Source organism: Rhodococcoides kyotonense (assembly GCF_001645385.1).
In the GTDB taxonomy this organism is placed as follows: domain Bacteria; phylum Actinomycetota; class Actinomycetes; order Mycobacteriales; family Mycobacteriaceae; genus Rhodococcoides; species Rhodococcoides kyotonensis_B.
The window spans coordinates 78,365-103,737 of sequence record NZ_LVHI01000007.1; the positions used below are offsets into that span (position 1 = coordinate 78,365).

At 66.7% G+C, this 25,373-nt stretch carries 21 protein-coding genes and 1 riboswitch; of the genes, 9 read left to right on the forward strand and 12 right to left on the reverse strand.

Going from position 1 to position 25,373, the window contains the following annotated elements; genetic code table 11:
- Positions 1 to 61: 61 nt before the first annotated feature.
- A complete protein-coding gene (gene ftsH, locus A3K89_RS05815; protein ID WP_068423214.1) occupies positions 62 to 2,740 on the reverse strand; it encodes an ATP-dependent zinc metalloprotease FtsH in 2,679 nt (892 codons plus the stop codon).
- A gap of 490 nt (positions 2,741 to 3,230) precedes the next feature.
- Between ftsH and A3K89_RS05820 the strand changes: the two genes are divergently transcribed.
- On the forward strand, positions 3,231 to 5,393 hold the full coding sequence (locus A3K89_RS05820) for a serine/threonine-protein kinase (RefSeq protein WP_371828789.1): 2,163 nt from the start codon (positions 3,231 to 3,233) through the stop codon (positions 5,391 to 5,393).
- A gap of 4 nt (positions 5,394 to 5,397) precedes the next feature.
- Here the strand turns inward: A3K89_RS05820 and hpt are convergent, their stop codons facing one another.
- From hpt to dacB, 4 genes are read right to left on the reverse strand one after another with little or no spacing between them, the layout of a single operon-like run.
- Positions 5,398 to 5,952: a hypoxanthine phosphoribosyltransferase gene (hpt, locus tag A3K89_RS05825; protein ID WP_068423317.1), complete on the reverse strand. Its 555-nt coding sequence runs from the start codon at positions 5,950 to 5,952 to the stop codon at positions 5,398 to 5,400.
- 48 nt (positions 5,953 to 6,000) lie between these two features.
- A complete protein-coding gene (gene tilS / locus A3K89_RS05830; RefSeq protein WP_068423217.1) occupies positions 6,001 to 6,981 on the reverse strand; it encodes a tRNA lysidine(34) synthetase TilS in 981 nt (326 codons plus the stop codon).
- Positions 6,978 to 8,033, reverse strand: coding sequence for a zinc-dependent metalloprotease (locus tag A3K89_RS05835; protein WP_068423220.1), 1,056 nt, complete (start codon positions 8,031 to 8,033; stop codon positions 6,978 to 6,980). The genes tilS and A3K89_RS05835 overlap by 4 nt, the downstream gene beginning before the upstream one ends.
- 31 nt (positions 8,034 to 8,064) lie before the next feature.
- Entirely contained in the window at positions 8,065 to 9,474 is a 1,410-nt protein-coding gene (dacB, locus tag A3K89_RS05840; protein WP_068423223.1) for a D-alanyl-D-alanine carboxypeptidase/D-alanyl-D-alanine endopeptidase, read from the reverse strand.
- A gap of 131 nt (positions 9,475 to 9,605) precedes the next feature.
- Between dacB and A3K89_RS05845 the strand changes: the two genes are divergently transcribed.
- Together A3K89_RS05845 and A3K89_RS05850 are read left to right on the forward strand one after the other, a co-directional pair.
- A complete protein-coding gene (locus A3K89_RS05845; RefSeq protein ID WP_068423225.1) occupies positions 9,606 to 10,097 on the forward strand; it encodes an inorganic diphosphatase in 492 nt (163 codons plus the stop codon).
- A gap of 43 nt (positions 10,098 to 10,140) precedes the next feature.
- Positions 10,141 to 10,611, forward strand: coding sequence for a PAS domain-containing protein (locus A3K89_RS05850; RefSeq protein ID WP_068423227.1), 471 nt, complete (start codon positions 10,141 to 10,143; stop codon positions 10,609 to 10,611).
- 27 nt (positions 10,612 to 10,638) lie between these two features.
- Here the strand turns inward: A3K89_RS05850 and A3K89_RS05855 are convergent, their stop codons facing one another.
- From A3K89_RS05855 to A3K89_RS05865, 3 genes are all read right to left on the reverse strand, one after another.
- Positions 10,639 to 11,715, reverse strand: coding sequence for a GGDEF domain-containing protein (locus A3K89_RS05855; protein WP_068423229.1), 1,077 nt, complete (start codon positions 11,713 to 11,715; stop codon positions 10,639 to 10,641).
- Between the two features lie 83 nt (positions 11,716 to 11,798).
- On the reverse strand, positions 11,799 to 12,257 hold the full coding sequence (locus tag A3K89_RS05860) for a MarR family winged helix-turn-helix transcriptional regulator (RefSeq protein ID WP_243636926.1): 459 nt from the start codon (positions 12,255 to 12,257) through the stop codon (positions 11,799 to 11,801).
- Positions 12,258 to 12,262: 5 nt separating this feature from the next.
- A complete protein-coding gene (locus A3K89_RS05865; protein ID WP_068423231.1) occupies positions 12,263 to 13,090 on the reverse strand; it encodes a crotonase/enoyl-CoA hydratase family protein in 828 nt (275 codons plus the stop codon).
- A 119-nt stretch (positions 13,091 to 13,209) separates the two neighbouring features.
- Here A3K89_RS05865 and A3K89_RS05870 point away from each other — a divergent pair, with 119 nt between their 5' ends.
- Positions 13,210 to 13,536, forward strand: a complete 327-nt coding sequence (locus tag A3K89_RS05870; RefSeq protein WP_068423233.1) for a 2-oxo-4-hydroxy-4-carboxy-5-ureidoimidazoline decarboxylase — start codon at positions 13,210 to 13,212, stop codon at positions 13,534 to 13,536.
- Between the two features lies 1 nt (position 13,537).
- On the opposite strand, the gene fepB is transcribed toward A3K89_RS05870, so the two are convergent.
- Positions 13,538 to 14,548 carry a Fe2+-enterobactin ABC transporter substrate-binding protein gene (gene fepB, locus A3K89_RS05875; protein WP_068423235.1) on the reverse strand — a complete coding sequence of 337 codons (1,011 nt, stop codon included), beginning with the start codon at positions 14,546 to 14,548 and terminating at the stop codon, positions 13,538 to 13,540.
- A 38-nt stretch (positions 14,549 to 14,586) separates the two neighbouring features.
- On the opposite strand from fepB, the gene fes reads away from it, so the two are divergent.
- Positions 14,587 to 15,882, forward strand: a complete 1,296-nt coding sequence (fes, locus tag A3K89_RS05880) for an enterochelin esterase (protein ID WP_084423608.1) — start codon at positions 14,587 to 14,589, stop codon at positions 15,880 to 15,882.
- Here the strand turns inward: fes and A3K89_RS26260 are convergent.
- The gene (locus A3K89_RS26260) at positions 15,796 to 16,017 is read right to left on the reverse strand and encodes a DUF6480 family protein (protein WP_084423609.1); all 222 of its coding nucleotides are present in this window, start codon (positions 16,015 to 16,017) and stop codon (positions 15,796 to 15,798) included. The genes fes and A3K89_RS26260 overlap by 87 nt on opposite strands.
- Before the next feature lie 64 nt (positions 16,018 to 16,081).
- Here A3K89_RS26260 and alc point away from each other — a divergent pair, with 64 nt between their 5' ends.
- Both alc and A3K89_RS05890 read left to right on the forward strand, forming a co-directional pair.
- A complete protein-coding gene (gene alc / locus A3K89_RS05885) occupies positions 16,082 to 17,041 on the forward strand; it encodes an allantoicase (RefSeq protein ID WP_068423240.1) in 960 nt (319 codons plus the stop codon).
- A gap of 126 nt (positions 17,042 to 17,167) precedes the next feature.
- Positions 17,168 to 17,641, forward strand: coding sequence for a YbaK/EbsC family protein (locus A3K89_RS05890; RefSeq protein ID WP_068423241.1), 474 nt, complete (start codon positions 17,168 to 17,170; stop codon positions 17,639 to 17,641).
- 80 nt (positions 17,642 to 17,721) lie between these two features.
- Here the strand turns inward: A3K89_RS05890 and A3K89_RS05895 are convergent, their stop codons facing one another.
- Entirely contained in the window at positions 17,722 to 18,231 is a 510-nt protein-coding gene (locus A3K89_RS05895) for a hypothetical protein (RefSeq protein WP_068423243.1), read from the reverse strand.
- A 132-nt stretch (positions 18,232 to 18,363) separates the two neighbouring features.
- Positions 18,364 to 19,707, reverse strand: a complete 1,344-nt coding sequence (locus A3K89_RS05900; protein WP_068423245.1) for an aminotransferase class V-fold PLP-dependent enzyme — start codon at positions 19,705 to 19,707, stop codon at positions 18,364 to 18,366.
- Positions 19,708 to 19,755: 48 nt separating this feature from the next.
- A riboswitch (SAM riboswitch) is annotated at positions 19,756 to 19,871 on the reverse strand.
- 195 nt (positions 19,872 to 20,066) lie between these two features.
- Here A3K89_RS05900 and A3K89_RS05905 point away from each other — a divergent pair.
- On the forward strand, positions 20,067 to 23,999 hold the full coding sequence (locus tag A3K89_RS05905) for a Pls/PosA family non-ribosomal peptide synthetase (protein ID WP_371828788.1): 3,933 nt from the start codon (positions 20,067 to 20,069) through the stop codon (positions 23,997 to 23,999).
- Positions 23,996 to 25,342 (forward strand): M1 family metallopeptidase, encoded by a 1,347-nt coding sequence (locus A3K89_RS05910; protein ID WP_068423250.1) that lies wholly within the window; start codon positions 23,996 to 23,998, stop codon positions 25,340 to 25,342. Before A3K89_RS05905 ends, A3K89_RS05910 begins: the two co-directional genes overlap by 4 nt.
- Positions 25,343 to 25,373 lie beyond the last annotated feature (31 nt).

Genomic DNA, 25,373 nt, shown 5'->3' on the forward strand with positions numbered 1-25,373 from the left:
GGGTTCGGATGCCCCGAGGATTCTTCGTCAGCCTAGCGTCCGGGCATAAGCGCAGAACGAGCTAGTGCTGCCCGTTCGGCCCTTCCCAGCGCTGAGTGCGTGGGCCACCGTCCTCGTCACGGCCGGGCTCGTTGCCGTCCGGGCGAGGTTCCGGGTTCGACGGGAGACCGCCGAGCGGATCCCAGTGCTGGGTCGGCGGGCTGTCGTGGCCCTCACCCTGGCTCGTGTCACCGTTGTGGCCGCGGTTGTCGGACCCCTGATGACCCGGCCCCTGATGACCGGGTGTCCGGTATTCGGGCGCCTGATACTCAGGCGCTTGGTAATCGGGAGCCTGATACTCGGGAGCCTGGTACTCGGGTGCCCGATACTCCGGGGGCTGGTACTGCGGCGGACGGTAGTGCGGCGACTGATACGCAGGCTCGGTCGGCCCCGAATTCGGCCCGGTCGGCTCGCGCGGAGGCCAGCCCGGTGCCGACCACCCTGCGGGAGCACCGTAGTCGGGCCGCGAACCCTGCGGCCGCGGTTCGGGAGCCCGGTAACCGCCGCCGTTGTTGCCGCCGCCGTTGTTGCCGCCGCCGTTGCCCTGGCTGTGGGCAGGCCCACCGTTGTACGGGCTCACGCCCTGGGGATGCGTCCCGTGCGACCCGTTGACCGGCGCACCGTTGGTGTACCCACCGTTCGTGTAACCGCCGTTGCGTCCGCCCGCCTGGGCGTCCTGCCCCTTGCTCAGCTGCGGCGAACCGGCGTACTGCGGTTGCGGGAACGGTTGCGGCGGAACGACTTTCGGTGCGATCGGCTGCGGCGGCCACGGCTCGCCACGTTCGAGGGCCAGCTCCCGCGGCGTCTTCACCGGCGGCTTGTCCGAAGGGATCCGCTCACCGAAGTCGTTGAAGGTGGTGATCCGCGGACGCTTGGTGACACTGGTGAAGATCTTCTCCAGGTCCTTGCGCGTCAGGGTTTCGCGTTCGAGGAGTTCGGTAGCCAACGTGTCGAGCACGTCGCGGTACTCGTTGAGGATTGCCCACGCCTCGGTGTGTGCAGCCTCGATGAGCTTGCGCACTTCCTCGTCGATCTCGCGGGCGACCTCGTGCGAGAAGTCGGACTGCACGCCCATCGAGCGGCCGAGGAACGGATCGCCCTGCTCCTGGCCGTAGCGGACGGCGCCGAGCTTGCTGCTCATGCCGTACTCGGTGACCATCGCGCGCGCGATCTTGGTGGCCTGGTCGATATCCGACGACGCACCCGTCGTCGGCTCGTGGAACACCAGTTCCTCGGCGGCGCGGCCGCCCATCGCCATGACGAGGCGAGCGATCATCTCGGACCTGGTCATCAGGCCCTTGTCGTCCTCGGGGACCGTCATCGCATGTCCGCCGGTGCGGCCACGGGCAAGGATGGTCACCTTGTAGACGGGCTCGATGTCCGGCATCGCCCACGCGGCGAGCGTGTGACCGCCCTCGTGGTACGCGGTGATCTTCTTCTCGTGCTCGCTGATGATGCGGCTCTTGCGACGCGGGCCGCCGACGACGCGGTCGACCGACTCCTCGAGCGACGCCTCGGTGATGACCGTGCCGTTCTCGCGAGCGGTGAGCAGAGCTGCCTCGTTGATGACGTTGGCCAGGTCCGCGCCGGACATTCCGACGGTGCGCTTGGCGAGCCCCTCGAGGTCGGCGTCCTGCGCAACAGGCTTGCCCGCGGCATGCACCGCGAGGATCGCGCGACGGCCGGCGAGGTCGGGGGCACCGACCGGAATCTGACGGTCGAAGCGGCCGGGACGCAGCAGCGCGGGGTCGAGGATGTCGGGACGGTTGGTGGCGGCGATCAGGATGACGCCGGTGCGCTCACCGAAGCCGTCCATCTCGACGAGCAACTGGTTGAGCGTCTGCTCCCGCTCGTCGTGGCCACCGCCCATGCCTGCACCACGCTGGCGTCCGACGGCGTCGATCTCGTCGACGAAGATGATGCACGGGCTGTTCTGCTTGGCCTGCTCGAACAGGTCGCGAACGCGAGACGCACCGACACCGACGAACATCTCGACGAAGTCCGAGCCGGAAATGGTGAAGAACGGAACGCCTGCCTCACCTGCGACTGCGCGGGCGAGCAGCGTCTTACCGGTTCCGGGAGGTCCGTACAGCAGGACTCCGCGGGGAATCTTGGCGCCGAGCGACTGGTAGCGGGCGGGATTCTGCAGGAAGTCCTTGATCTCGTACAGCTCTTCGACGGCCTCGTCGGCACCCGCGACGTCCTGGAACGTCGTCTTGGGCATGTCCTTGCTGAGCTGCTTGGCCTTCGATTTGCCGAAGCCCATGACGCCACCGCGTCCACCGCCCTGCATACGGCTCATCACGAAGACGAAGAGTCCGAGCAGGACGATCATCGGGAGGAGGAAGAGCAGCAGCGACGAGAACCAGCTGTCCTGCGAGACGACGGTGTTGAAGCTCTGCAGACCGTCCTGGTTGACCTTGTCGAAGATGGTCTGCGACGCCGATTCCGGGTACTTCGCGAGGATCTGTGTCTCGCCCTCGGTAGCGTCGTTTCCGTTCTTCAGATCGAGACGGATCTGCTGCTCACGGTCGTCGATCTGCGCGGTGTCGACGTTGCCCGAATCGAGCTGCGCTATCGCCACCGACGTGTCGACGGTCTTCCAGCCACGCGTGTCGTTTCCGAAGTAGCTGAAGGCGTAGATCACCAGCAGGATGCCGAAAACGATGGCCAAGTTGCGTATAACTGTCTTCCGATTCATACAGCTTCAGCCGAGACGGCCTCGTCCTTTCCAGTCTGCTCCGATGAGCGGCGTCCGGCCGCTACCGGATGCTCAAGGCTACCGCGTACTTCCGACACGGGCCCGAGGTGCATCAGGTGCCCAGTGCTGGGCCGATACGTCTCGAACCGCCCGACGACGCAGCGCGCTTCTGCGTTGTACAACGTTCCCCCTACCCCTGAGGTTCCCCGACCCCCGACGGCGTCTCGTTCAAACGGCACGATAGACCGTGAGCAGGTCTATGGTAGTGACCGTGCAGCCAGGCTCGGACCGAGTCACCGTGAATCAGGAGAGCGTCCCGGCCGCATCGGACGAATCCCGGACGTTGCAGACACCGCTGTTCGATTCCCCGGTCGACGTGGGTGGCCCGTTCCGCGCCGCCTGGACGGTGGCACTGGCCTCCGACCGGGCGACTCCTCCCGACCTGGCGTCGTTCCTCCCCGATTCCGACGCGGCCCGACGCGGCTGGCTGATGCAACTGATCTCGATAGACCTGCAGGAACGCTGGCTGCGCGCTCGTCTGCCCAAGCGCCTGCCGGAGTACTGCACCGAGTTCGACCTCGATCGCTCGTCTCTGCCGCCCGGGCTGATCTACGAGGAGTTCTGCATCAGGCGCCAGGGCGGTGACGCGGTGTCACCGCGCGAGTACGTCGCCGCGTATCCCCATCAGGCGTCCGAGTTGACCGAGCTGCTGAACACGACGTCGGGCGAACCGACCGATACCCACGACGCCCGGGCGGTTCCGGACGCGACGCAGGCCGCTGCCGCCACCGCCACCGCTGCGGCCGGGTCGTTCACCGCCGATCTGTCGTGGACCCACCCACGGACCAGGGACGAGCTGGAAGATCTCGACGACGGGGACCGGCTGGACGACTTCGATCTTCTGATGGGGCTGGGACGCGGCGCGTTCGCGCGGGTGTTTCTCGCACGCCAGCGATCGATGCAACGCGTCGTCGCCGTCAAGATCTCCGAGGATCGCGGTAGCGAGCCGCAGACACTAGCGCAGCTCGATCACGACTACATCGTGCGCGTCTTCGATCAACGGATACTGCCGGAGAAGAAGCTGCGGCTCCTCTACATGCAGTACCTGCCGGGCGGGACGCTGCTCGACGTGCTGCACCGAACGAGGAAGATCCCGCCCTCCGAGCGTTCGGGACAGACGTTGCTCGACGCCATCGACGCCGCCATCGAGATGAAAGGCGGGCTGCGTCCCACCGATTCGACTGTGCGCCACTACCTTTCGACGCTCACCTGGCCGGAAACAGTGGCCTGGATCGGCAGGCGGCTCGCCGAGGCACTGAACTACGCGGGCGATCGCGGCGTCCTGCACCGCGACATCAAACCGGCCAACGTACTGCTGACCGCGGAAGGCGTCCCCAAGCTCGCGGACTTCAACATCAGCTTCAGCGACAACGTCAAGGGCGACAGTCCGGTTGCGTACTTCGGCGGCTCGCTGTCCTACATGTCGCCCGAACAGTTGGAAGCGTGCCATCCCGGCTTGCCCGGTCGCGCAGAGGATCTCGACACTCGTAGCGACCTCTACTCGCTCGGCGTCGTGCTGTGGGAATTGCTCACCGGCGTGAAGCCGTTCGACGACACGGACGTCGGGTCGACGGCGGGAGACCGAACCACGATCGACGGCCTGCTCGGGATGCGGTTGGCGGGCGTCGCCGACGACGCGTTGTCCTCGCTACCGCCGCACTGTCCGACGACGCTGCGACGCGTCCTGCTGAGGTGTCTGGCCGCGAACCGGGACGACCGATGGCCGACGGGACGAGAACTGGCGCAGCAGTTCGACTTGTGTCTCGACGCGCACGCTCGCGGTCTCGTCGACCCTCCCCCGTCGAGTGCGCGGTTTCGCGTTCGCCCGTTCACCGTTCCGGTGATGACGGCGGCCATCGGCATCCCCAATGTGATCGCCGCGGTCTACAACTATCAGCACAACAAGGCGCTCATCATCAGCGATCTGTCCGAGGTGGCGCAGGACAGATTCGAAGCGGTCAGCACGGTCATCAACGGCATCGCCTGGCCGCTCGGCCTCGTGATGATCGTGTACTGCGGACGTCGCATCATCTCGGTGCCGCATGTGTTGCGCGCGGGACGGGCCGTGTCGGAGGAGCGGCTTGCACGGACCAGGGCCGACACCCTGCTCGTCGCGGACCGCGTCGTCGCGGTGTGCCTCGGTCTGTGGATCGTTGCCGCCGTGGCCTATCCGGTGTCGTTGCAGATCGCCGCAGGCGCGGTGCCGACGAAGGCCTACGTGCACTTCTTCGCGTCGCTCGGCGTGTGCGGCGCGATGGCGACCGCGTACCCGTTCTTTCTGGTGTCGCTGTTCACGATTCGATGTCTGTACCCGTCGCTGCTGCCGTACGGGCACGCCGACAGCGAGGACGTCCGACGACTCCACGCACTTGACCGTCGGAGCGTCGTCTATCTCGCGGTGGCCGCGTCGATACCTCTCGTCGCCGTCGCAGGACTCACTTTCGTTCCCGCAGAGGACATTCCGGACATCATCGGCGTCGTGCGTGTCATGTGCGTCGGCGGTATCGCCGCGTTCGTCGTGTCGTACTCGATCTTCCGACTCCTCGAGAGCGACCTGCGTGCGCTGCGACGCGCGGTGTCGATGGACAGCTGAACGCTCAGCCTCCGTAGACCTTCGGGTCGAGGGTGCCGATGTACGGCAGGTCGCGGTAGCGCTCGTTGTAGTCGAGGCCGTAACCGACGACGAACTCGTTCGGAATGTCGAAGCCGACGTTGGCGACCTCGACGTCGACCTTGATCGCGTCGGGCTTGCGCAGCAGCGTGACCACCGACAGCGACGCAGGGTTGCGCGTCGCCAGGTTTCGCTTGAGCCACGACAGCGTCAGACCGGAATCGATGATGTCCTCGACGATCAGGACGTTACGGCCGTTGATGTCGCGATCGAGGTCCTTGAGAATGCGCACGACGCCGGACGACGACGTCGACGAGCCGTACGAACTGACAGCCATGAATTCGAGCTGCGTGGGGATCGGCAGGGCACGCGCGAAATCGGTCATGAACATGATGGCGCCCTTGAGGACACCGACGAGCAGCAGATCCCCTTCGGGGCTGCCTTCTGGATATCGCTTCGCTATCTCCTCCGCCAGTTCGGCGGTGCGCGTCCTGATCTGCTCCTCGGAGATGAGAACTGACTCGATATCGCCCTCGTACACGGCGCATCCCTTCATAGGTTCGTTCACTGTTTCTCGGACCGGCCGGAATCACAGCAGACTCCATTCGAGCTCTGCTCCAAGCCTGCCATGTCGACGCTGCACCACCAACCTCGCACCTGCCGGTCCTCCGCCGACAGCCACTCCCCCTTGGCCTCGCCACCGCACGATCAGGTCGTCGATGGTTCGCAGTTGCCTGTCGGACAACGAGTGTGCGCCGACCTCGTGCAACCACACGCGAACTGCTCTGCGCCGCAGCGCAGCGGGGCGGTCCGCGACGACCGTCACGTCGAGTTCGTCGCCCGCACGCGCCGACGCGAGGAGTTCCGAGGCGAGGTCGTCGAGCACCGTGGCGTCCTCGCGCAACTGAGCAGCAGTGCGCGCCAACGCAGGTGCGACGCCTCCGCCGAGAACGTCTTCGAGCAGCGGAAGCACCTCGAGCCGCAGCCGGACACGGGTGAAGTCGCTGCTGACGTTGTGTGGGTCCTCGAACGGCGTCAGACCGAGCTCCTCGCACGCCGCACGCGTCACCGACCGGCGGACTCCGAGCAGCGGACGACCCCACGGCTCGTCCCAATCGGCCATACCCGCGATCGACCGGGGTCCGGACCCACGTGAGAGTCCGAGCAGCACCGTCTCGGCCTGGTCGTCGAGGGTGTGGGCGACGAGAACGTTCGCGCCGTCCCGTGCCTCGTCGAGCGCCGCGTACCGCGCGCGCCGAGCGGCCGCTTCCATCCCACCCACGCGATCGACGCGCACCGGCAACACCGTCGCGTCCGCACATCCGAGCGATACCGCGGTGGCTGCGGCCGCGTCGGCGACATCCTTCGACCCGGGTTGCAGCCCGTGGTCGACGACGAGAGCGCGCACCGACGATGCCTCGGCGACGGCCGCAGCGGTGAGCGCCAACGAATCCGCGCCTCCGGACAACGCAACGGCAATTGGACCCGGCCGCGACCTGATCCACGCGCGAACCGCATGCCGAACCTCGAGGATCGCAGGGCCCCCGGGCAGCGGCGCGACCGGTGTCATGCCAGGACGCGAGCGATCCACCGGTCGGGATCTTCGATCTCGTCGAGCTTCGGCAGCGTCGTCGCATCGGTCCAGATTCGGTTGAACTCGGTCATGCCGACCTTGCCGACGACGTGGTCGACGAATGCCTTGCCACGCACGTACTGCGCCATCTTGGCGTCGATGCCGAGCAACGCGCGGACGATGCGCTGCAACGGGTTGGTCTTGCGCCGACGTCGACCGTCGAAGGCGCTGCGAATCTGGGCGACCGCGGGCACCACGGCGGGTCCGACCGCGTCCATGACGTGGTCCGCGTGGCCCTCGAGCAACGTGCCGAGCACGAGCAGCCGATCGATGGCGTCACGCTGCTCGGGTGCTTGCGTGGCACGCAGCAGGCCGACGATGCCTGCATCCTCGGCCTTGTCGGACTGTCGCCGGTTCTTCAATGCCTCGGTCAATCGGTTCGCGAACTGGCTCATCGGCTCGTCGACACCGTCCGACAGCACCGCCACCGAGCCACGCATGTAGTCGCCGAGCCACGGCGCCGACGAGAACTGGACACGGTGGGTCACCTCGTGCAGGCAGACCCACAGCCGGAAGTCGCTGGGCGGCACGCGCAGTGCGCGTTCGACGGCGATGACGTTGGGCGCGACGAGCAGCAACGTGCCGTGCTCACCGGTGAACGGGTCGTACTGGCCGAGGATCGCACTGGACAGGAACGCCAGCATCGCACCCGCCTGCAGGCCCGCGGGCTTGCCAGCGAGCAGCCCCGACGGCTCGGAGTCCGGCTCACCGGTCAGATGCTTCATCGACGACGCGGCCGCGTCGATCCAGCCGGCCCGATCGACGATGCGTGCCTGCGGGACAGGAAGGCCGTCTGCGAGTCCGGTGGTCTCGCGCACCGGCCCCTCGGCTCGCACGGACGCGTCGGCGAGCTCGGTGACCACGGCGTCCGCGGTGTAGCGAGACGTCGACGGTTCCTTTGGGGCCAATGTGGCGCCGGTCCTGGCCGCGAGTGCCCAGTCGACCGACGAGCCGAAGCCCGACGAGCTCTCCGCGTCGCGATCGCTCATGCAGGTACCACTGTCTTGTCTTGTAGCTCTGTCATCGGCAACCACACATCCTCAGTGTCGACGCCACCGCGTCGAGCGCAGGTCTGCTGACCTCCGGCGGACGATCGTTGGACATCAGCGCGAACGTCAGTGTTCTGCCGTCGACGTCGACGACGAATCCGGCAAGCGCACTCGCTGTCGACAGTGTGCCAGTTTTGGCGCGGATCCAACCGGCTCCGACGCGATCGGCGCTGGCGTAGCGGTCGGACAGGGTGCCGGTGGCACCGGCGATCGGCAGGTAGTCGAGCATCGGACGCAGTTCGGCCTTGCCCGATCCGGCGGCGCTCGTCATGATCTCGTCGAGAAGCCGCGCCGGAATCAGGTTGTCGACCGACAGGCCGCTCGTGTCGTGCAGTTCCACGCCGTCGAGGTCGTAGCCGGCCGAGAACAGCGTCTGTCCGATCGAGTCGATCGCTCCTTGGAACGACGCCTGCGCGTTCGTCTCGATGGCGATCTCGCGCCCGATCGCTTCGGCGAGAACGTTGTCCGAACGGCCGAGCATCTGGCCGAGACGATCGCGCAGAGGCGCCGACTGCACACTCGCCACCTGATCGGCGCCCTGCGCGGCCGTGCCGATCGACACACGAGCCGGATCGATACCGAGCCCGCGCGCGAGGGCACGACCGGTGTCGAGTGCCGGTTCGGCGCTACGCGGTGACTCGTCCTCGGTCGGAACGGAACGTCCGCCGTCGAGCATGATCGGTTCGATCGGTGTGATGTACCCGGCGGCGACGTCGGGCGCGAACCAGCCCTGCGCCATCGCCCCACCGTTGTAGATCGACGTGTCGACGACGATCTTGTCGACCGGAGTGCCCGCCTTCGAGATCTGTTCGACGAGGTCGTCGATCCGCGCCGCACCCGGGTAGAAGCCCGGGGTGCCGACGGGCTGCGCGGTGAGCGTCGGATCGCCTCCCGCGATCAGCACGATCTCCCCCGGCACCGCGCCTTTGACGACCTTCGTCGTCACGCGGTGTTCCTGAGGCAGAGCCAGCATCGCGGCCGCCGCCGTCAGCACCTTCGTCGTCGACGCCGGGGTCATCGGCGTATCGGGCGACGAGGACCACAGCACGTCACCGCTGACGGCGTCGGCGACGACGCCGGTGAACGAACCGAGATCGGGCGATCCGACGACGGGAGCCAAGGCCGCGGTCAGAGCGGCCTGCGTCGGTATCGGCGCGGTGTCCGGGTAGGGAACGATCGACGGAACCGGCATGACGGCGTCGGGCTCGGGGGCCGTCTCCGTGTCCGACACCGCGTCGGACGTCGTCGGGACTATTGCCGCGACCGCGACCCCGCCTGCTGCCACGATCACGACGGCCACGAGTATCAGGAGGACGCGCGTCCGCCGTCGTCGCCGGCCGGCGGTGGGACCGAGAATTCGCTTGGTCAGGCCCGCCAACATTCCTCCATCTGCTTCGAGCTCTGCCGGTCGGCAGTTCATCCAACAGTATCCCTGGGTCCGGTACGCTTGCGCCGCGAAGCATCATGCGTCGCCCATGACGCACGACACGAAGAGAAGAGCGAGGGCTGCACGTGCCGTTCGACGTCACCATCGAGATCCCCAAGGGACAGCGCAACAAGTACGAGGTCGACCACGTCAGTGGCCGCGTTCGCCTCGACCGTTACCTGTACACGGCGATGGCATATCCGGCCGACTACGGCTTCATCGAAGGCACCCTCGGCGAGGACGGCGACCCGCTGGACGCGTTCGTTCTGCTGCCCGAGTCCGTGTTCCCCGGCGTCATCGTCGAGGCTCGCCCGGTCGCGATGTTCAAGATGGTCGACGAGGCAGGCGGCGACGACAAGATCCTGTGCGTTCCGGCAGGCGACAAGCGTTGGGATCACATCCAGGACCTCTCCGACGTCTCGACGTTCGAGCTCGACGCGATCAAGCACTTCTTCGTCCACTACAAGGACCTCGAGCCGGGCAAGCATGTCGAGGCGGCCGACTGGGTCGGTCGCGCAGAGGCAGAAGCCGAAATCGCTGCGTCCTTCAAGCGTTTGGCGGACAATCCGGAGCACTGAGTCGAAACCGGCTCGGCACGAAAGGGATCAGGTGGGGAGAGACATGACGGACAGCAATTCGGTCGGTAGCGCCGTCGGCGGAAGCGGCGAGCGACGCAATGCCGATTCGCGGCCCATTTCCGATCCGGCGCAATTCCCCGATCTGCCGGTCACGGTCGTCCTCGACCGCATTCCGGTCCCGATCCTCGCTGTCGATCCGAGCGGTGCCATCGTCTTCGCGAACGAGGCGTTCGACGAATTGTTCGGCACGGACCGTTCCGAACGGGCCGACTTCCACCTGCACGACATCTTCCCGGATCGGGCTCCCGAGGGAGTCAACGTCGCGGACATGTTCTTGACGACGGTCGCGACACGCGCCGATTCGCTGTGGCGCATGACCGACAAGTCCGGCGATGTCGTGCAGGTGCGGGCCAGCAAGTCGATTCTGCGACGGGCCGAGGACACCGTCGTGCTCGTCGCGCTCGAGGACTTCACCGATCAGCTGTGGAACGACCCGAAGAGCGCGCTGCGCTGAGACGGTCTCACCGGGTGGGTTCGAGACTCATCCGGTGAACACCCTCGCTTGATTGCCGCCCGACCGCTTGGCCTCGTACATCGCCGTGTCCGCTTTGAGCAGCGCGGCGTGGACCATTTCCGCAGCCTCGTCGGCGTGCAGTGTCCGCCACGCGTCCGCCGAGATGAGTGAGGCGCCGACGCTTCCCGTCACCGGTATCTCGTTCCGGATGCGCGCGAGTGCCGCCCGAATCCGTTCGGCCATGTTCAGTGCGTCCGGCGGTGTCATCACCGACGCGACCGTGAATTCCTCACCGCCCGTTCGGGCCACACATGCTCTCGGCGGCGCTGCTGCGGCGAGACGCTCGGCCGTCGCTTTCAACACTCGATCGCCTGCCGCGTGACCGTAGGTGTCGTTGACGTTCTTGAACCGATCGAGGTCGACGACCGCCAGCACGACGGTCTGACCCGCCGAGCAATCGCACAGCAGACGTTCGAGGCGAAGATCGAAACCGCGTCGGTTGAGCAGGCCCGTCAGCGAGTCCGTGTTGGCGAGGTCGAGCTGCGTCTTGATGACCGCGCGGAACGCGATGACGGAGTTGACGACGAGCAGCGCGACGAGCGTCTGCGCGATGACGGCCGACAGATCCTGCTCGCGTTCGAGGTACGTTGCCACGGACAGCACGAGAATCACGATGCTGACGAAGACGGCATGCGCCCGCAGCACCCGCCGACTCGAGAAGTACGCGATATAGGTGCCGATGACGGCGAACAGCGACGTGACAGCCAGTGCAAATCCGCGAGAGGTGAAGGTGAACAGCACGATCGCGACGCCGACGTCGGCATAGAACACGAACCATCCCGGCATGCGTGCGACGCGGATGCCGCGACGCAGCCACCACGCGCCGACCGGGATCGTCGACGCCAGCACGATGCCGCACAGTATCCGCCTGCCGGTCGAGCCCGGACCTTCCTGCGAGAACAGGACGATCGTGCCGATGACGGCGAAGAAGGGAACGAGGACCGCGATTCCGAGGCCCACTCTGCGCTCGAGCCTCGTCGCGGGGGTGTTCGTTTCCAGGATGCGCAGCGGTCCCGGTGTCCACCGACCCAGCATTCCTGGCATCTCGCCCCCTCACCGGCGTTTTCGACGACACCGACGCTGCCACTACATCGATGTCCGACAACACAGAACGCGAGCTTCGGACTCTACCTTTCACGCACCGCCTGTAAATCGGGCTTGACGCGTTCCCAGTCTGTCAGGAACCTGTCCAACAGCTCGACCAGGCGAGCACGATCGTCGCCGGACCAGTCCTCGATGACGCGTGCGAGGTTGGCGGTACGCCGCTCCTGAATGCGACGCGCGATTTCCCGTCCGGAGTCCGTGACGGCCAGAACGTACGCTCGGCCGTCGGTCTCGTCGCGAAGACGCTCGACGTGGCCACGGTCGACGAGTTGAGCCACCTGCCTGCTGACCGTCGACGGATCCGAGTCGACCATCGCAGCCAGCGTGCTCGATCGCATCGGGCCGTCCGTCAACAACCGGAACAGGCAGACGAACGCTGCGCCTTCGACGCCGCCCGACGCGTCCTTCAGCTGCGCGAGTTTGCGCTCGCGGATGCGCTGAAGTCGGACCAGCTGGCTCCCGATCTCTTCGGCGTATTCCACTTCGCTCAGCTCCCGGTGAACTTCGCGGGACGCTTCTCGAAGACCGCGGTGATGGCCTCGGTCAGGTCGTTCGACGCGAGGAATGCCGCGTTCCATGCCGCGACGTAGCGAAGACTGTCGTCGACGGCCGCGGAGCGGGAGTGGTCGAGCACCGTCTTGACACCCTGGACGACGAGCGGCGGATTCGCGGCGATCTCGGCCGCGGTGGCACGAGCTGCGGCGAGCACGGCGTCGGCGTCGTCGAACACGTCGTTCACGAGCCCGATCTTCTCTGCACGCGCGGCGTCGATGTCCTTGCCCGTCAACGCGAGTTCGCGTACGTGACCGTCGCCGATGATCGCGGGAAGCCGCGCGAGCGACCCCATGTCGGCGACGATCGCGACCTTGACCTCGCGCACGCTGAACTTGGCGTCGGCGCAGGCGTAGCGAATGTCCGCGGCGCTGATCAGGTCGAGTCCGCCGCCGATGCACCAGCCTTGTACCGCGACGACGACGGGTTTGCGGCAGTCGGCGACGGCGCCCGTGGCCAGCTGCATCCGCTTGATCGTGTCGTGGAACGTGGTGCGCGGGCCCGCGAGCGCCTTGTCGGCCATCAGCGGCGCGAATTCACCGCCCATCGCAGCGAGGTCGAGCCCGTACGTGAAGTGCTTTCCCGACGCGGCGAGGACGATCGCACGAACCTCCGGATCGGCGTCGAGCTGTGTGAACAGCTGTGGACACTCGCTCCAGAAATCCGGACCCATCGCGTTGCCCTTGCCGGGACCGATCAGCGTCACCTCCGCCACGTGGTCGGAGATTTCCACCGAGAATGCCTTCCAGCTCTGTTCCGTCATAGGGCGAGCCTAATGGAGGACACAGCGACGAGGTCAGGCTGTGTTACGCCGCGTAACGCCTGCGCTAACACCGTGCGGAACCGCTGGAGGTGGCCGCCACCGCGGCTCATGATCGATCCATGATGATGCATCAGGGTCTTGGATTGGATGTGTTCAACGACCTGCCGCGTCACAAGGCGGTACATGCGCTCTTCGAGTGCTGCTGCTCGGTGACGTGGGCGTCGCACGTGGCGGACGGACGCGCATACGGCTCGTACGCCGAGTTCTTCACCCGGGCCGATCTCGAACTGGGCGAGCTGTCCGATGCCGACGTCGATGCGCTCGCGTCGACCTGTCCGTCGATGACCGGGATCGACGCGGCGATGCTGCGGCGGGAATTGGCGAAGGTCAACCGCACTCGGTTGCAGAAACTCCTGGGCCCCGAGGGCGGTTGGCCTCCGTACTGACCTACGCGGCCAGCTGCGCCTGCAAGCGTTCGACGACGTTGGTCGCGCTGTAGTAGTCGAGCCGGAAGCTGTCGAGGCCCGCGTCGTAGATGTGGTCTCCGGTGACGGCAGGCGACTGTGCGAGTTGCGGATCGGCGACATACGCAGCCACGTCGGACTCGTCCGCGCTGACGAGCACGACCGTGTTACCGGTGAACGCGCGGCTGAAGTTCTCGGGCGAAACGGAGACGATGTCCTTGCGCGCACCCATGCTGGTGTCGCCGAGGACGGCGTCGGGCATCTCGGCGAGGGTGAACCCGAGGTCGACCAGCAGTTTGCCCTGCGCCGACTCGCCGGTCCACACGTTCGCGGACTCGGCGCCGTTGTAGACCAGCGCGGTCGTCGGCTGTGGCGGCAGAGCGATCGCTTCTCTCGCGGCCTCGACGGTGTCGCCGAACGTCGCGATGACGTCCGCGGCGTCGGACTCGTGTCCCGTCGCCTCGCCGAGGACGGTGGCGACGTCCTGCCACGTCTTGTTGCCGTAGTCGACGACGATCGTCGGGGCGACCTGGCTCAGCTGGTCGTACAGCTCGATCGCGGAATCCGCGCCGGTCTTCGAGACCACGATCAGGTCGGGATCCTGGACGACGATCTGCTCGATGTCGATGTCTGCCGACGGCAGCGGTTCGACGCCGCGCTCGGCCGCGATGTCGCCCCACTGGGTGAAGAATCCCTGTTCGTCGGCCACGTCCGTGTTGGGTGACGTCGCACCGCTCGCCACGACGGGTGCATCGATCGCGAGGAGACTGCCGGTCAACGTGACCGACGTCGACACGATCCGCTCCGGTGCGGCCGGGATCTCCACCGGGCCCTGTTCCGTGTCGACCGTCCGTGGCCAGTTCGCGTCACCGCTCGTGGACGATTGCGCGTCCGCCGCGTCCGGCCCCTCCGAGGAACTACAACCGGCGAGACCTACGGCCGCGACCGCCAGTACCGCCGCGGTACGCACCAGACCGCTTCTTCTTCCGAACACGTCAGAACACCCTTTCGACCGGAGGTTAGGCTTGCCTCATGCTAGAGGACGTGGAGTCGCAATTGCGCACCGAGTTGATCGCTGCCGGATCGGAAGACGTGTTCTGGGCGGGCGTATCGAGAGCGGGACTTCCGCGCATCGAGGCCTCGGGCGACAGCCGGGTCCGGGTGACTTTCTTGTGGAGAGATGCAGCGACGAAACCCTTCAGGGTCTACTTCGACGCGAGTTCGCTCACCGACCACCACGCCGAAGACCTGACCGACATGACACAGGTGGACGACAGCGGAATCTGGTTCTGGAGCACCGAGATCACCCGCACGTGGCGCGGGACCTACTGCTTCATGCCCGTCGCGGAGGAGGTCGTTCGTACGTTGGATCCGCCGGGTGTCGCCGCCACACGCGAGGGTGTCCGCACTCGCTTCCTCGGCCTACTCGAGCATGCCGTCCCCGACGAGAACAACGTCCGACGCTTCGGCCGTGGATCGATCGCGGAGATGCCCGACGCGCCCGTTCAACGATGGTGGAACGACGACACCACTCTCGGTTCGACACCTCGAAAACTACGGTGGCACAGCGGTTCTCTCGGTAATTCACGCGACGTCTGGATTCACGAGACCGTCGGCCACGGGGTTTCCTCCGAGCGACCGCTGGTCATCGTGCTCGACGGAAGACGATGGATCGACGAGGCACCGCTGACTCCGGTGCTCGACGCCGCGGTGCGCGACGACGCACTGCCACCGTCGGTGATCCTGTTCGTCGATTCCGGCGACGGGGACATGCGCAGTCGTGAATTGCCTTGTCACCGCCCGTTCTGGGAGGCCGTCGTCGACGAACTGATCCCACTCGCGGCGCACGAGGCGTCGTTCACAGGCGATCCGCGTCGAACCGTCGTCTCCGGGCAGAGTTTCGGCGGCCTCGCATCGCTGTTCGCTGCCCTGGAGTTCCCACACCGATTCGGCCTTGTCGCAAGCCAATCCGGGTCGTTCTGGTGGCCGGTCATGTCGCACCGAGGCGTGCGCGGGCCCCTCGGCGGACGCGTCGCCGAGATGCTCACCGCATCGTCGGACGCACTGCCGATACGGGTCGTCATGGACGTCGGAGTTCACGAGGGCGACATGCAGGCACACAACCACCACGTCGCGACAATGCTGCGCGCACGTGGCGTCACCGTCGACTACCACGAATTCGACGGTGGGCACGAAACTCTGTGTTGGAGGGGAGGATTGACGTCGGCACTGATCACATTGCTAGAACAGACCGGCGATTCGGCCGACGAAGAATGCGACGACGAGGATCACGAGGAGCGCGACGATTCCGAGGAAAACGACCGGTAGGGCCAATCCACGTTGAGGAGGTTCGTGATTGGGTCCCCCGACGCCGGTCTCGACGGGAGGAGTGTCCCCTGGAGCGACGCCACCACCGGGTTCGAGGCCAGCGGTGTCGTCGGGTTCGGGGTTCTGAGCAGTCATGTCTCGCGAGTACCCGATGCGCTTCGACTCAACCCGCCGGGAGTCTTCGCTTATTCTCACGAGTATGACGGCCACGTTCCCCCTTCCCCTGCCCGACCTCGCCGTTCGCACGCTGGGCGGTGCCGTCGTCTGGGCGAACGACGAGACGTTCGCGGAGAAGGAGAATCTGATCACCCCGGGCAAGGCCGACTTCTCCAAGGCCACCTTCGGACACAAGGGACAGATATACGACGGCTGGGAGACGCGTCGGCGTCGGGAAGCGGGATACGACGAGGCCATCGTGCGTCTCGGCGCACCGGGCGTCGTCGATGCAGTCGTCGTCGACACCGCGTGGTTCACCGGTAACTACCCGCCCGAGATCTCCGTCGAGGCCGCGGCGGTAGAGGGCTTCCCGTCGGGCCAGGAACTGTACGACGACGCCGAGTGGATGACCATCGTTCCGCGGAGCCCCGTGAACGGCGACACCGAGAACCGGTTCGAAGTGGAGTCCTCCGACCGCTGGACGCACGTGAAGCTGTCGATCTACCCCGACGGTGGCGTCGCACGGCTGCGCGTTCTGGGCCGTGGACGTCCCGACCCGCGTTTTCTCGCTGCGGGCCCGTTCGACCTGGCGGCGCTCGAGAACGGCGGCTACGTGTCGGCGTGCTCCAACATGTTCTACAGCTCGCCGAACAACCTGCTGTTCCCCGGCCCACCGCGGTCGATGGGCGAGGGTTGGGAGACGTCCCGCCGGCGAAACGACGCGAACGACTGGGTTCAGGTCATGCTCGCAGGAACCGGTACCGTCCGGTTGGCCGAACTCGACACATCCTGTTTTCTCGGCAATGCCCCCGGCGCGGCGTCGTTGAAAGGCCGTCTCGGCGACGGGGAATGGATCGAGCTGCTCCCCCGGACTCGTCTGCAGCCGGACACCCGTCACCGGTTCGTCCTGGACGCCGCCGAGCCCGTCTCCGAGGTACGGATGGACATCTACCCCGACGGCGGCATGGCACGCCTGCGACTGTTCGGGGGTCTGCTCGATTGATGGCTCATTCCGCAGGCTCCACTCCCGCCTCGATTGATGGCTCATTGCGCAGGCTCCACTCCCGCCTCGATTGATGGGTCGCCCTTTGCGCCTGCGGAGTTGCTCGACTGGCAATACTCTTGGAGGATGCCCCGGCTTCTCCACCCGAACGCGGCGCATGTCGCCGACATCCTGATCTCGCGCGGGCACCACGGGGTGGTCGTCACCTCGCCCGAACCCACATCGACCGCAGAAGCCGCTGCGGAATCGCTCGGCGTGAGCGTCGGCGCGATCGTGAAATCGCTGGTGTTCCTCCTCGACGACGACCCGGTGCTGCTGCTGGTGTCCGGAGCCCACCAGGTGAACTCGAACGCCACCGGCGAACGGTTGGGCGGCACGCTGCAGCGCGCACCGCTCGATCTCGTCAAATTGGCGACGGATCAGCCGATCGGCGGCATCGCACCCGTCGGGCACCCCACCAACCTGGCTACCTACATCGACGAGTCGCTGTCCCAGTACCCCGAATTGTGGGCTGCGGCAGGGCATCCGAACACGATCTTCAGGACGACGTTCAAGGAGCTGCTACGCATCACGGCAGGCCTCGCCGTGGATGTGACCTGACTGCGCAACTCATTGCACAGAATCGGCCCGAATCGGCGATCTCCCGTCGATTCGGGTCGATCGTGTGCAGTCAGTCGCGCTCAGGACGCGAGTTCACGTGCCGACGGCACGGCACCCGTCGCGGCGAGGAGTCCGTCGACCTGGAACGCGACGCCACGGTCCTCCAACCACGGGACGACGCCCGCTGCGACGTCGGCCAGGTTGCGCGCCTCTGGTCCGACGGCGACGAGGGTGACGCCGTCGGCCACCTCGGCGGCCTTCACGTCGGCGACGAGCCCCGCCAGACCTGCAGCGGTTCCGACGTACCGGATGGAACCGGGAACGGCGGGCACGTCCAACGCCGCGAACTCACGACGCGCGGTCCTGGCGTCGTCGGCGATGTGGAACTCGATGTCGAGGAAGACTGCGACGCTGTCGGCTTCCTTGCCTGCGGCCACTGCATCGGAGCGCAGTGCCGTGCGAGCCTGTTGGCCCTCACGAAGGTCTGCGGCGACGATGCGGGCGACCGCCTCGGTCGGAACGGCGTCGGTGATTTCGGTCCAGGTGCCCGCATGATCGACGGCGACGCGTACGGGTGAAGTGTTCGACATGAGATGTCCTGTCGTGGAAGCAGGGGAAGGTTGCCTAGGTCCTACCCGAGCGACTACAAGACCCGGAGGCCGTGCGGCACAGATCCACGTACCTGTCGCGCCAGAATCGGCCCTGCGACACGACATTTGCTGTCATGACCCGATGCTAACCTCTCCGTTCGCGCACGGGGATCCCACGCCTGCGCTGCCGTCGGCGATCGCAGGGAACGGGCGCGGATCGGGCACGGGGTTCCACCATCCGTTGTCCTCCTCGTAGACCCACGAGGGGCCGGACGAGGCCAACTGCGCGACGGCGTCGACGAGGCGGTCCACGTCGGCGTCGGAACTACCGAGCCCCAGGCTGGCCCGCACGGCGCCGCCCGCGTAACCGAGCCGCTGCAGCAACGGGTGGGCGCAGAACTTGCCGTCGCGCACGCCGATTCCGTGCTCGGCGGACAGGTACGCGGCGATCTCGCCCGGGCCGTACCCGTCGAGTGCGAATGTGACGATGCCCACACTGTCCGGAGCGTCGTTCCACACCGACAGGAGCTGAATTCCGTCGATTCCGGCCAACCCGTCGCGTAGCCGAGTGCACAGACGACGCTCGTGGTCGACGGCACCTGCCGCCTCGTACGCCGTGATCGCCTCGCACGCAGCTGCGAGCGCGACGACGCCGAGCACGTTCGGGGTCCCGGCCTCGTGACGCGCGGGTGACAGAGCCCAGTCGGTCGACGTCGTGGTCACGTGTCGCACCGCGCCACCACCGGCAAGGTAGGGCTCACCGGCGTCGAGCCAGTCACGCCTGCCGACGAGGACACCCGCACCGTGCGGCGCGTACAGCTTGTGGCCCGAGAAGGCGAGGTAGTCGACGCCCAGGTCGGCAAGATTCACGCGGCGATGCGGCACCAACTGGGCACCGTCGACGAGAATTCGAGCACCGTGCCGATGCGCGAGCGACGCGAGTTCGCGGATGGGCAGCACCTCGCCCGTGACGTTCGATGCTCCCGTGACGGCAAGCAGCGCAGCGGGTTTCGTCTGCAGTTCCGCGTCGATGCGCGCGACCGTCTCGGAGACCGAGTCCGCTGCGGCGACGACGCGACGCCCGTTCCACGGCAACAGGTTCGCGTGGTGCTCGATGTCGAGCACGACGGTGTCTCCCGGGACACATCCGGCGAGAAGGTTCAGCGAGTCCGTGGTGTTCCGCGTGAAGATCACGACGGAATCCTGTTGCGCTCCAACGAATTCGGAGACGGTCACCCGAGCCTTCTCGTATGCGGCCGTCGAGACCCGCGATGCATATCCGGCACCCCGGTGCACGCTGGAGTAGAACGGCAGCAGCTCCTCGATTCGCGCGGACACCTCGGCGAGCGCAGGTGCACTGGCCGCGTAGTCGAAGTTCGCGTAGCTGCAGGTGGTTCCGTCGACGAGCGGGACCTGCACGTTCGCGCCGCTGACCGCAGCGAACGGTGCACAGGTCTTCTCGAGAACAGCAGTCATGACAATTATCCCCTTGTCGTTCGGGGACCCACGCCGATACGGCGTTCGAGTCCGCGCTTGCCGCACCGGTTCTCCGGCGTCGGCCAGGTCGTCACCCGGAGCACCCCACCGCGGAGGAGGGTTGCCGACCAGCGAGCCGGGGCTTTGCGCTGGTACTCATGACCTGAACTGAGAATGGCAAACGACTCTCGTCATTGTCAACCCGGCAGGTAGGAAACCTGTGGGGCGAAGTCGCACCACCCGAGTAAACTTCGCCCGGTGTCTCGACCATGCAGCCGTTCACCTTCTGGCAAACCCAACATGAGATAACGACCCACAAATCACGTTGACGATTCGAGAAGAGGAACACCCGGTTGTCTGTGGAATCACGATCGGAATCGACGAAGACGCAGGCGTCTGCGGCCATACCTGCCGAATTTCTGCGCGGAGATCGCGCTCCTCGTGAGCGCACTCTCATCGACGTCCTGCGGTCGACGGCGTCGCAGCATCCCGATGCCATGGCGATCGACGACGGAAGCACGTCGATCACCTACCGCGAGCTGCTCGAGGACATCGACGAGGGCGCGCAGTGGCTGGCCAGGGCGGGAGTCCGACGCGGCGACCGCGTCGGCGTCCGGATGCCGTCGGGCTCGTTCTCGCTGTACGTCGCGATTCTGTCGATCCTGAACGCCGGTGCCGCGTACGTGCCCGTCGACGCCGACGACCCCGACGAGCGCGCCGAGCTCGTCTTCGGTGAGGCCAAGGTGACCGCGGTCGTGACGGCGGGCGGCATCGCCGCAGGTACGGCCGACAAGCAGGACATTCCCCTGCCCGACACCCTGACCATCCCGAGCCCCGACGACGACGCCTGGGTCATCTTCACGTCGGGTTCGACGGGTACGCCGAAGGGCGTCGCCGTCAGCCATCGCAACGCCGCGGCATTCGTCGACGCCGAAGCGCGGATGTTCATGCAGGACGATCCCCTCGGCCCTGGCGACCGCGTGCTGGCAGGTCTGTCGGTGGCGTTCGACGCGTCCTGCGAGGAGATGTGGCTCGCGTGGCGTCACGGCGCGTGTCTCGTTCCCGCACCTCGCTCGCTCGTCCGCAGTGGATTCGATCTCGGACCGTGGCTCGTCTCCCGTGACATCTCGGTCGTCTCGACCGTCCCGACGCTCGCAGCTCTGTGGCCCGCTGTCGCGCTCGAAGCCGTCCGACTGTTGATTTTCGGCGGCGAGGCGTGCCCGCCCGAGCTGGCCGAACGCCTTGCCGTCGACGGTCGCGAGGTCTGGAACACGTACGGACCCACCGAGGCCACCGTCGTCGCGTGTGCGTCGATCATGGACGGCAAGGGTCCGGTTCGTATCGGCCTGCCACTCGACGGCTGGGATCTCGCCGTCGTCGACGCGTCCGGCCAGCCGGTTGCCGTCGGCGAGGTCGGTGAACTCGTCATCGGCGGTGTCGGCCTCGCGCGCTATCTCGACCCGGCGAAGGACGCCGAGAAGTACGCCCCGATGCCGACGCTCGGGTGGGAACGCGCCTATCGCAGTGGCGACCTCGTCAAGCTCGAAGTCGAGGGCCTGCTGTTCCAGGGCCGCGCCGACGACCAGATCAAGCTCGGCGGTAGACGCATCGAGCTCGGCGAGATCGACAACGCGCTGCAGGCTCTCCCCGGCGTCGCCGGTGCGGCGGCCGCGGTCCGCAAGACGGGTGCAGGCAACTCGGTGCTGGTCGGTTATCTCGCCAGCACCGACAAGAATTTCGACCTCGATGCGGCGCGGACGCTGCTGTCCGAGCAGCTCCCGGCTGCGCTCGTTCCGCGGCTCGCGCTCGTCGAGGAGATGCCGACGCGGACGTCGGGCAAGGTCGACCGGAACGCGCTGCCCTGGCCTCTGCCGGGGCTCGGTGACGCGTCGGCGCTGGAAGGCACTGCCGGCTGGGTTGCCGAGCTGTGGACCAACATCCTCGGCGCTCAGGTGACCGACGAGAACGCCGACTTCTTCCAGAACGGCGGCGGCTCGTTGTCCGCTGCCCAGTTGGTGACGGCACTGCGTGAGCGGTTCCCCGAGATCACCGTCGCCCAGCTGTACGACCACCCACGGCTCGGTTCACTCGCCCGATATCTGGACGAGCTGAAACCGCCGGTCGAGGTCGTGCCGCGTGAGGTCGAACCGACGTCACGCACGGCGCAGTGGGCGCAGATCGCCGCGACCGTTCCGCTGACGACGCTGACCGGCCTGCAGTGGGTCACATGGCTGGGGATTCTGTTCAACGTCATGTCGTGGTTCGCCGAGGTCCCGTGGGCGCCGACGGTGTCGTGGTGGTGGATCCTCGTTGCGTTCGTCCTGTTCATCACGCCGGTCGGCCGCATGGCGATCTCGGTCGTCGGCTCGCGAATCCTGCTGGCAGGCCTGAAACCCGGCGCCTACAGTCGCGGCGGCAGCGCTCACATCAGGCTGTGGGCAGCGACGCGTCTGACCGACGCCAGCGGGGCGTCGAACCTGTCCGGAGCACCGTGGATGGTCTACTACGCCCGTGCGCTCGGCGCGAAGGTCGGCAAGGGCGTCGACCTGCACACGCTTCCGCCGGTCACCGGCATGCTCGAACTCGGCGACGGCTGCTCGGTGGAACCGGAGGTCGATCTCACCGGTCACTGGATCGACGGCGACCTCGTCTACATCGGCGGTATCAAGATCGGCGCGGGAGCTGCCGTCGGCGCTCGCTCGACGCTTCTCCCCGGAACGTCCGTCGGCAAGAACGCGGTGGTCAGCGCCGGCTCGGCCGTCGTCGGCAAGGTCAAGGCCGGTCAGCTGTGGGCCGGTTCGCCCGCCCAGAAGGTCGGCAAGGCCGAGCACCCCTGGCCCGACGAGACTCCCCCGCGCGCAATCCAGTGGATGCTGGCCTACGGCGTCGCGTCGCTGTTCCTGTCGGGCATGGCCATCTTCTCGATCGGTGTCTCGCTCGTGCTGATGGGCTGGTGGCTGCACACTGCCACCTCGATCGGTGAAGCCATCGGCCGAGCGGCCATCATGCTGCCCGTCGCGACCCTCGTGTCGCTCGGCACGTTCGCGGTCATCACGCTTGCCGCGGTCCGGCTCCTCAGCATCGGCCTCACCGAGGGCTACCACCCGGTGCGCAGCCGTATCGGCTGGCAGGTCTGGGCCACCGAACGCCTGATGGACTCCGCCAGGACGTTCCTGTTCCCGCTGTACGCGTCGCTGCTGACACCGCACTGGCTGCGACTGCTGGGCGCGAAGATCGGCAAGGACGTCGAGGCGTCGACCGTGCTGATGATCCCCAAGTTCACGACCGTCGCCGACGGCGCATTCCTCGCCGACGACACGATGGTCGCGAGCTACGAGCTCGGTGGCGGCTGGATGCACCTCGGCGACGCGAAGGTCGGCAAGCGCGCGTTCCTCGGCAACTCGGGTATGACCGGCCCCGGCCGTACCGTTCCGAAGAACGGCCTCGTCGCCGTGCTGTCCGCGACACCGGACAAGGCGAAGTCGGGCTCGTCGTGGCTCGGAAGCCCGCCGGTGCGTCTGCGTCGTGCAGCCGGCCGAGGCGACAGCTCCCGGACGTTCGATCCGCCGCGCAAGCTGAAGATGGCCCGTGCGCTCGTCGAGACGTGCCGCCTCATTCCGGTCGTCGTCACGTTCGGGATCGGCCTGGGCGTGCTGTTCGGACTGACCGCCATCGCCGACGCCGTGGGCTACTGGCTCGCCGCGCTGCTCAGCGGCGTCGTGCTGCTGGTCGCAGGTGCGGTCGCCGCGGCGATTTCCGCAGCCGCGAAGTGGGTCTGGGTCGGCCGCATCGACAAGGTCGAGCACCCACTGTGGAGCTCGTTCGTGTGGCGCAACGAGGTCGCGGACACGTTCGTCGAAACCGTCGCCGCGCCGTGGTTCGCGCGCGCAGCCGAGGGAACGGCCGTCCTGAACATGTGGCTGCGCTGGCTCGGTGCGAAGATCGGTCGGGGTGTCTGGTGTGAGACTTACTGGCTTCCCGAGGCGGATCTGGTGACTCTCGACGACGGTGCCACCGTGAACAGGGGCTGCGTTGTGCAAACCCACCTGTTCCATGATCGGATCATGAGCATGGACAGCGTGACACTCGGACGAGGAGCGACACTGGGCCAGCATTGCGTCGCCCTGCCCGCCGCAGGCATCGGCGACGGCGCGACGGTCGGGCCCGCGTCGCTCGTGATGCGCGGCGACACCGTGCCCGCGCACACCCGCTGGCAGGGCAACCCGATCGCACCGTGGGCGAAGGGCGACCCGTTCTCGCGGATCATCCCCGCCGCTGAGGTGAGCGAGTGAAGTTCGTTCCATCGAAGCTCGTGACGCCGACGTTCGACATCGATTCCTCCGATGCGCCGATCGACGACTACCTGCCGCAGAACGGCAATCGTGGCTATCGGGTGTCGCGCTACGAACTCGATCTGGAGTACAAGGTCGAGAGCAACCGTCTCGCGGGCAAGGCGAAGATCACCGCGGTCACGACGGCGACGCTGTCGAAGTTCGCGTTCGATCTCGGACCTGCACTGCGCGTGTCCAAGGTGTCGGTCAACGGTTCGCGGTCGGTCAAGTTCAGCCAACACCGCGACAAACTGAAGATCACCCCTGCCAAGCCGATCGCGTCGGGTGCAGCGTTGGTCGTCACGATCCAATACGGCGGAACTCCGAAGCCCATCAACGGGTTCTGGGGTGAGGTCGGCTGGGACGAGCTGACCGAAGGGTCGATCGTCGCGAGTCAGCCGAACGGGGCCGCGTCGTGGTTTCCGTGCGACGACCACCCGGTCTCGAAGGCCAGCTACGGCATCACCATTACCACCGACTCGCCGTACTACGCGGTCGCCAACGGCACACTCGTCAGCAAGCAGACGCGCGCCAGCCGCACCACATGGGTGTACGAGCAGCCCGAACCGATGGCCACCTATCTCGCGACGGTGCAGATCGGTCCGTACTCGGCACACGCCATCAGCGGTAGCTCGGTTCCGATGAAAGCTGTTCTCCCGTCGCGGTTGAAGCAGAATTTCGAGCACGACTTCGGTCGTCAGACCGAGATGATGGACACGTTCACTCGCCTCTACGGGCCCTATCCGTTCGCGGCGTACACCGTCGTCGTCACCGACGACGACCTCGAAATACCCATCGAGGCACAGGGTTTGTCGATCTTCGGCGCCAATCACTGTTCGGGCACACGGTATTTCGAGCGACTGGTCGCACACGAACTCGCGCATCAGTGGTTCGGCAACAGCCTGACGCTCGGCAAGTGGAAGGACATCTGGCTCCACGAGGGCTTTGCCTGCTACTCGGAGTGGATCTGGGCCGAGAACTCCGGCGGCACGAGTGCACGGGACAAGGCGCGACGCGTCCACACCATGCAGCGGGGCCTACCGCGGGACCTCGTGCTCGGCGATCCCGGTCCGGCCAAGATGTTCGACGACCGTGTCTACAAGCGCGGAGCTCTTGCGCTGCATGCACTTCGGAGCACCGTCGGCGACGACAAGTTCTTCCCGCTGATCCAGGAGTGGACGTCGAAGTACCGGTACTCGACCGTGAGCACCGCCGACTTCACCGACCTTGCCTCGCGGTACGGCTGCCCGCGCACGCTGTGGGACGAGTGGCTGAATCGGACCGAACTGCCTGCACTTCCGTAGCCCAGGCCCCGGCCCCGGCCGAAATTTACCC

Coding starts and splice junctions, on each gene's coding strand:
- dacB (WP_068423223.1), bottom strand. CDS start 9,474: ATGTTGGCGGGCCTGACCAAGCGAATTCTCGGTCCCACCGCCGGCCGG.
- A3K89_RS05855 (WP_068423229.1), bottom strand. CDS start 11,715: ATGCCAGGAATGCTGGGTCGGTGGACACCGGGACCGCTGCGCATCCTG.
- A3K89_RS05870 (WP_068423233.1), top strand. CDS start 13,210: ATGATGATGCATCAGGGTCTTGGATTGGATGTGTTCAACGACCTGCCG.
- A3K89_RS05835 (WP_068423220.1), bottom strand. CDS start 8,033: ATGAGCGATCGCGACGCGGAGAGCTCGTCGGGCTTCGGCTCGTCGGTC.
- A3K89_RS05895 (WP_068423243.1), bottom strand. CDS start 18,231: ATGTCGAACACTTCACCCGTACGCGTCGCCGTCGATCATGCGGGCACC.
- A3K89_RS05900 (WP_068423245.1), bottom strand. CDS start 19,707: ATGACTGCTGTTCTCGAGAAGACCTGTGCACCGTTCGCTGCGGTCAGC.
- A3K89_RS05865 (WP_068423231.1), bottom strand. CDS start 13,090: ATGACGGAACAGAGCTGGAAGGCATTCTCGGTGGAAATCTCCGACCAC.
- alc (WP_068423240.1), top strand. CDS start 16,082: ATGACGGCCACGTTCCCCCTTCCCCTGCCCGACCTCGCCGTTCGCACG.
- A3K89_RS05820 (WP_371828789.1), top strand. CDS start 3,231: ATGCAACTGATCTCGATAGACCTGCAGGAACGCTGGCTGCGCGCTCGT.
- fes (WP_084423608.1), top strand. CDS start 14,587: ATGCTAGAGGACGTGGAGTCGCAATTGCGCACCGAGTTGATCGCTGCC.
- tilS (WP_068423217.1), bottom strand. CDS start 6,981: ATGACACCGGTCGCGCCGCTGCCCGGGGGCCCTGCGATCCTCGAGGTT.
- A3K89_RS26260 (WP_084423609.1), bottom strand. CDS start 16,017: ATGACTGCTCAGAACCCCGAACCCGACGACACCGCTGGCCTCGAACCC.
- A3K89_RS05850 (WP_068423227.1), top strand. CDS start 10,141: ATGACGGACAGCAATTCGGTCGGTAGCGCCGTCGGCGGAAGCGGCGAG.
- ftsH (WP_068423214.1), bottom strand. CDS start 2,740: ATGAATCGGAAGACAGTTATACGCAACTTGGCCATCGTTTTCGGCATC.
- A3K89_RS05890 (WP_068423241.1), top strand. CDS start 17,168: ATGCCCCGGCTTCTCCACCCGAACGCGGCGCATGTCGCCGACATCCTG.